Source organism: Streptomyces sp. NPDC002845 (assembly GCF_053591955.1).
In genome coordinates, this window is the sequence record NZ_JBSFUU010000170.1 from 1 (window position 1) to 5442 (window position 5442).

Annotated in this window: 6 protein-coding genes and 1 pseudogene; 1 reads left to right on the plus strand and 6 read right to left on the minus strand. The window is 68.0% G+C overall.

Annotated features, from left to right (window positions below; all coding sequences use genetic code 11):
- Positions 1-172: 172 nt before the first annotated feature.
- A pseudogene (locus tag ACWD3C_RS47565) lies at positions 173-409 on the minus strand (IS5/IS1182 family transposase); the annotation flags it as partial.
- A 108-nt stretch (positions 410-517) separates the two neighbouring features.
- Positions 518-1105, minus strand: coding sequence for a TetR/AcrR family transcriptional regulator (locus ACWD3C_RS47570; protein ID WP_451154907.1), 588 nt, complete (start codon positions 1103-1105; stop codon positions 518-520).
- Between the two features lie 167 nt (positions 1106-1272).
- Here ACWD3C_RS47570 and ACWD3C_RS47575 point away from each other — a divergent pair, with 167 nt between their 5' ends.
- Positions 1273-1986: an SDR family oxidoreductase gene (locus ACWD3C_RS47575; protein ID WP_451154909.1), complete on the plus strand. Its 714-nt coding sequence runs from the start codon at positions 1273-1275 to the stop codon at positions 1984-1986.
- Between the two features lie 563 nt (positions 1987-2549).
- On the opposite strand, the gene ACWD3C_RS47580 is transcribed toward ACWD3C_RS47575, so the two are convergent.
- From ACWD3C_RS47580 to ACWD3C_RS47595, 4 genes are all read right to left on the minus strand, one after another.
- The gene (locus ACWD3C_RS47580) at positions 2550-3383 is read right to left on the minus strand and encodes an enoyl-CoA hydratase/isomerase family protein (protein WP_451154911.1); all 834 of its coding nucleotides are present in this window, start codon (positions 3381-3383) and stop codon (positions 2550-2552) included.
- Positions 3384-3502: 119 nt separating this feature from the next.
- Positions 3503-4309 carry a strictosidine synthase gene (locus tag ACWD3C_RS47585; RefSeq protein WP_451154913.1) on the minus strand — a complete coding sequence of 269 codons (807 nt, stop codon included), beginning with the start codon at positions 4307-4309 and terminating at the stop codon, positions 3503-3505.
- A 32-nt stretch (positions 4310-4341) separates the two neighbouring features.
- Entirely contained in the window at positions 4342-5208 is an 867-nt protein-coding gene (locus ACWD3C_RS47590) for an alpha/beta fold hydrolase (RefSeq protein WP_451154915.1), read from the minus strand.
- Between the two features lie 66 nt (positions 5209-5274).
- Complete coding sequence (locus ACWD3C_RS47595; RefSeq protein ID WP_451154917.1) at positions 5275-5439, minus strand: zinc-binding dehydrogenase; 165 nt, start codon at positions 5437-5439, stop codon at positions 5275-5277.
- Positions 5440-5442 lie beyond the last annotated feature (3 nt).

Below are 5442 nucleotides of genomic sequence, written 5' to 3' on the forward strand. Positions count from 1 at the left end.
CGAAATCCTCGATGTCTGCCGCAAGGAAATTCTCGCGTCACTGGCACACCACAACAGCGACCAGGTGGCGGCACGGAGCTCAGAAGCCTGACCGCAGCCGACCGACGCAAGCCCAGCTCAGTACCATGAGCAGCACGAGGCCGGCTCCCAGTCGCCTCAGTACGAACACCGGCAGGGCCACCCCGCCGCCCTTTCGGGCGATCTTCTTCAACGCGCGGTCCAGGCGCGGGGCGCGGGCGGCCAGCAGGCCCACGACCTCCCGGACCCACCGGCTCACGGTGGTGCGGTGCACCCCGTTCCCGCCGGCCAGATCGCCGGGCCGCTGGTCACAGCGCAGCACCGCCTCCGGAATCCCAGCAGCACGCGGTGACGGCAGCCCTCCGGCCGACCGCCCCACCCGTCCAGTCATGCGGGCATGAGCAGCAACGGCCGGATGACCTGTCATTTGGGGATTCGGGCCATGCCGCAGCCGAGGACTGCCCGGATGGTCACCTGGGCCTGAGGCTGGGGACGTGCGTCAGTGAGGCAGCAGGACGTCGACCTGCCTGCGGATGTCCTGCATGATCTCCTCGACGCTCAAGGCGATGTTCATGCTCGCCGCCATGCTGAGGAACATCACGGCGGACACGATGTGTGCCAGCGTCGCGGCGTCGCCCTCTGCGACCCGCTCGTCTCGGCGCAGCACGGCGGCGACGGCCTCCTCGGTCTGCGCGACGATGGCGAGTGCCGCGCCGTGCCGGGGCTCCTCGGGGTCGCCGAAGACCATCTCTCGCAGGTAGGTACGTCCGTTGTCGATCTGGGTGCGGTTGCACTCCACGATCGGCCGGACAATCGCCAGCACCGCGTCCAGCACGCCCGGGACGATCTCGGCGTCTGCCCGGCCCTGCTCGAGCGCTTCGGCGTACTTGGCGTTCTGCACGAGGAGGAGGAGTTCGCCCTTGGTCTTGGCATAGAGGAAGAGGGTCCCGGTGCCGATGTCGGCCTTGTCGGCGATCTGCTGGGTCGTGACCTCATCGATGCCGTGTTCGGCGAACAGCTCAGTGGCGGCAGCGACGATGCGGTCGAACTTCTCCTGCTTGTTCCGCTCGCGCCGTCCGACAGGCATGGTCGCGTCCTCCAGGAATAGATTCCGACTACAATCAGTTATGATTGTACTCAATATCATGTGGGCTCGAATGTGGCTCCGTTCATTCTCCCATCGCGGGGCGACGTGTCGTTGCTCCATCCGTGCGCAGCCACGTACTTCACATCCCCCTCGGAAAGTAGGAACCCATGCCCTCTCTCGATGGAGCAGTCGTCCTCGTCACCGGCGCCAATGGCGGTATCGGCACCCACTTCGTCCACGAGGCCCTGGCTCGCGGCGCCGCCAAGGTCTACGCCACCGCCCGTACCCCCCGCGCCTGGGACGACGAACGCATCGTCCCCCTGCCCCTTGACGTCACCGACCGCGCGTCGATCGCCGGGGCCGTCGCCGCCGCGGCGGACGCCACCGCGCTCGTCAACAACGCGGGCGCCACCCCGCCGAGCGCGAGCCTGCTGGACGTCACCGAGGCGGACATCCGGGCGAACATGGAGACGAACTTCTTCGGACCAGTCCTCCTTGCCCGCGCCTTCGCACCGATCCTCGCCGCCAAGCAGGGGTCGATCCTCATAGACGTGCACTCCGTTGCCAGCTGGTACGCCTTCGGCGGCGCCTACAGCGCGTCCAAGGCCGCACTGTGGTCGGCCACCAACTCTCTGCGCATCGAGCTCGCACCCATGGGCGTCCACGTGACGGGTGTGCACATGGGCTACGTCGACACCGACATGGCCGCGCACGCCGAGGGACCCAAGATGCTGCCGACGCAGCTGGTGACGACGGTCTACGACGCGGTCGAGGCCGGCGAGTACGAGGTCTTGGCCGACGAGTTGACCCAGGGGGTCAAGGCGGCTCTGAGCGGCCCGGTCGAGGCGCTCTACCCGGACCTGCGCGGCACGAACGCCTGAGCCTGTTCCTCGGTCCCGATGTGATCTCTTCACGTCGGGATCCCGTGATCCATGGCGTTCGAACAGTTGGCCGGCCGGTGTCGAGAAGGGGTGCACCGTCGCGGCCGTCGAGCCGTGGATGACATCGGCGGTCGATCCGGCAGCAGCCCGATCAGCAGCGGGGCACCACCGTGGTGACAGACCATCGCGGCTGTCCGGCCACGGGCTCAGGCGGTGCCAGGCACCGCGAGTTCGGCCCGGTCGGTGTCGGTGAAGCCTTGGTCAGGCCATGCTCGGCACGCACTCGTCCGCGCATCATCCGGTGTAGTTCGTCCAGCGACCGCCAGGGCACTTCCCCCGCCACCACTCGCAGCAGTGTCGGCGGGTACAGGCTGCGCCACTGGGTCGTGAGTCCTGGCCAATCGGTCCGTGGCCCGGAGAGGGCGCCGACGCGTTCGAATTCACCCGCGATGCTGGTGCGCCAGTCGACCACGGTGCCGAAGACGTCGGAAATCAGGTGGGCCCCGCGGCAAAAGAGGACGGACGCGGCATCGGCTGCGTCCGTCCTCGTTTTCTGATGGGTGTCAGCGCTGCTGGTTGGCGATGCCGATGTAGTGCCCGAGACGGTACTCGAAGTCGATGCCGGCCTGTTCGACGACGGCCTGCGTGCCTGCGGCCCGGGTGAGGAAACCGGGGAGGGTGAGGGAGTGGGCGAACTCGCCGTACGCGGCGACCAGGTCCGCGTCCGGGGGCAGGGACGCCCGGTTGATCTGGGCTTTGGCCGAGGCGAGTGAGGTGCGGTCGAAGGAGGCGAGCCGGGCGGCGACGGTGCCGACGAAGGCGTCGAGTTCGCTGTCCGGGAGGGCGCGGGTGACCCAGCCCCAGCGTTCGGCGGTGTCGGCGTCGTAGTCGTCGCTGGTGAGGATGGCTTCCAGGGCGCGGTCGCGTCCGATGGCCCGGGGCAGGCGTTCGCTGCCACCACCGCCGGGCAGCAGTCCGCTACCGACCTCGGGCTGTCCGAAGATCGCTTTCTCACGGCTGGCGTAGCGCAGATCGAGGGCGAGGGCGAGCTCGTTCCCGCCGCCGCGGGTGCGTCCACGGATGGCCGCGATCGTGATGTACGGCGCTTTGGAGAGTTCCAGGACCAGATTCGTCCATGCCGGCACCGCGTCCGGGTCCTCGGAGGCGGGGAAGTCGGCGGCGGCGGCCAGGTCGAAGTGGTTGTAGAAGAAGTCGGGGGTGGCGCTGTCGAACACCACGACCTGGATGTCCGGGTCGGTGGCCAGTTCGGTGACGATCTCGATGAGGCGCAGGACTGTCTCGCCGGCGATGAGGTTGACGGGCGGGTTGGCGAAGGTGATCTTCGCGATCTGCGGTGAGGTGCGCTCGTAGTGGATGGTGCTCTGCTGCTCGCTCATGGCTGGCTCCGGATGCGTGAGGGGTATCAGACGGCGATTGGGGTGCGAGGAGGGCAAGGAAGCCGGGGCGGATGGATGTGCTGAGCAGATCCGGCGGTCCCGCTTCCCGTCTGCGCTGCTCACTCCTGGTAGCGCGGGAGGATCTCGCCGTTCTTGACGTAGGTGAGAGTGGCGGTGACGTCGTAGGCGTGGATCGCGGAGACCTGCGGTGCCAGCCGGTTGGACAGGCCCTCGATCACGTGGCCGGTGAAGAAGGCGTCCCGTGCCGCGGTGTCGGTGAACCCGAGGCTGACCGAGGCGTGGAAGTGCTGGTCGTGGGGGTTGTCGTGGGCGACGTCCGGGGTGTCCCAGAGCTTTTCGATCCAGGGCAGGAACGTCTGCGTGCGCAGCTCCTTCAGCACTCCGGTGCCGGCGAGCGCGGGTGCGAGCTGCTCGTTGACGAGCTTCCGGAAGGCGCCGGCGCCGACCCCGTCTCTGCGGCGAAGGTAGATCAGCGCGCGGGCACCGACCGTCTGTCCGGGGCCTGCGACGTCGTACCACCGAGAGGAGTTCGGCGGGCCGGCGTAGAGCAGGGTGCGGCGGAACACGTTGATCTCGTCGGCGTAGGCCAGCTTCGTCTGCTCGCGCCCTTTCAGGGGCGCAAGCACCGATTGGAAGGTGACTTCCGCGACGCCGTCGATCTTCCGGTCGGCGGGGATCGCGGTCTGGACCCCGTCGACGGCCGGCCACAGGCCCGTGTTGCGCTCGGCGAGGTGGATCTGCCGGTACTCCTCCAGACCCGGGGTGGCGGAGATGATCCCTGAGTGCGGGCCCTTCCAGTGGTCCATGCCGGTCTGGCGGGGCCGGTCGGTGCGCACCCACAGCAGGATCGAGGAGGTGAGAGGCTTCTTCACTTCCGGGGGCGCGGCGACCGGTGACGTGCTCATGATGTTGCCCTTTTTTCCTGGTCAGGTGGTGGTCATCGAGCCAGGAACTCGACCGCGACGGGGGCGAACTCCTGGTGGTACTGGAAGATGCCGCCGTGCCCGGAGTCGGGGTAGATGATCAGCTCGCTGCCCTTGATGCGCCGGTGCAGGTCCTCCGACAGGACCGACGGCACCATGCGGTCGTTGTCGCCGTTGGCGATCAGGGTGGGCTGCGTGATCGACGACAGGTCGTCAGGGGCGGAGCGCCCCCACTTCTTGATGGCCTTCAGCTGCGTCTGGAACGCCTTGGTCTTGATGTCCGCGTCGCGGTCGACGGTGCGCTCCTTGAGCCGGTTGACGAACGCGCGTGCGGCGGGCTTGCCAGTGGCATTGCGGTTGAAGAACAGGAACTCCTTGGGGTCCGAACGGGTCAACGTGGCACGCAGGATGTCCCAGTAGGTGACTCTGGCGACCTTGTCCATGTCCTTGCCGCCCTTGGGCCCGGTGCCGGTGAGGACCAGCTTGCGGACAAGCTCGGGGTGCTTCACCACCAGGGCCTGAGCGACCATGCCGCCGAGGGAGAAGGAGAAGATGTCGATCTTGTCGTACCCGAGCGCCCTGATGAAGGTGTAGGCGTCGTCGGCCATCGCCTCGACACTGTCCGGCACCTGACCGGTGGATGCCCCGACACCGCGGTTGTCGAAGGCGATGACGTGACGGCCCTTCGCGATGGGATCGATGATGCGGGGGTCCCAGTTGTCCAGGGTCGCGGCGAGGTGGACGAAGAAGACGACGGGGATGCCGCCCTTCGGTCCCAGCTCGCGGTAGGCGTAGGTGACGCCGCCGGCGCTGACGGTGCGGGCCGGGGCCTGCGCGTAGGAGGTGATGACGGCTTCGTTCGGGGTGTCGGTGCTGCTCATGACGGAGTCTCCTTGCGTGTGCTGTGTCGCTGTGTGTTTCGTGTCGCCCGTCGCGGTTGCGGCGGGTCAGCTGTTGCCGATGACGGCCTTGCCGCGGATGCCCCCCTGGGACAGGGACTGCAGCGCGTGCGGGGTCTGATCGAAGCCGACCACCTTTCCCACGACCGGGCGCACCACGCCCTGGTCGACGAGGGTGGTGATCTGGCGGAGCTGGTCGCCGCTGGCGCGCATGAA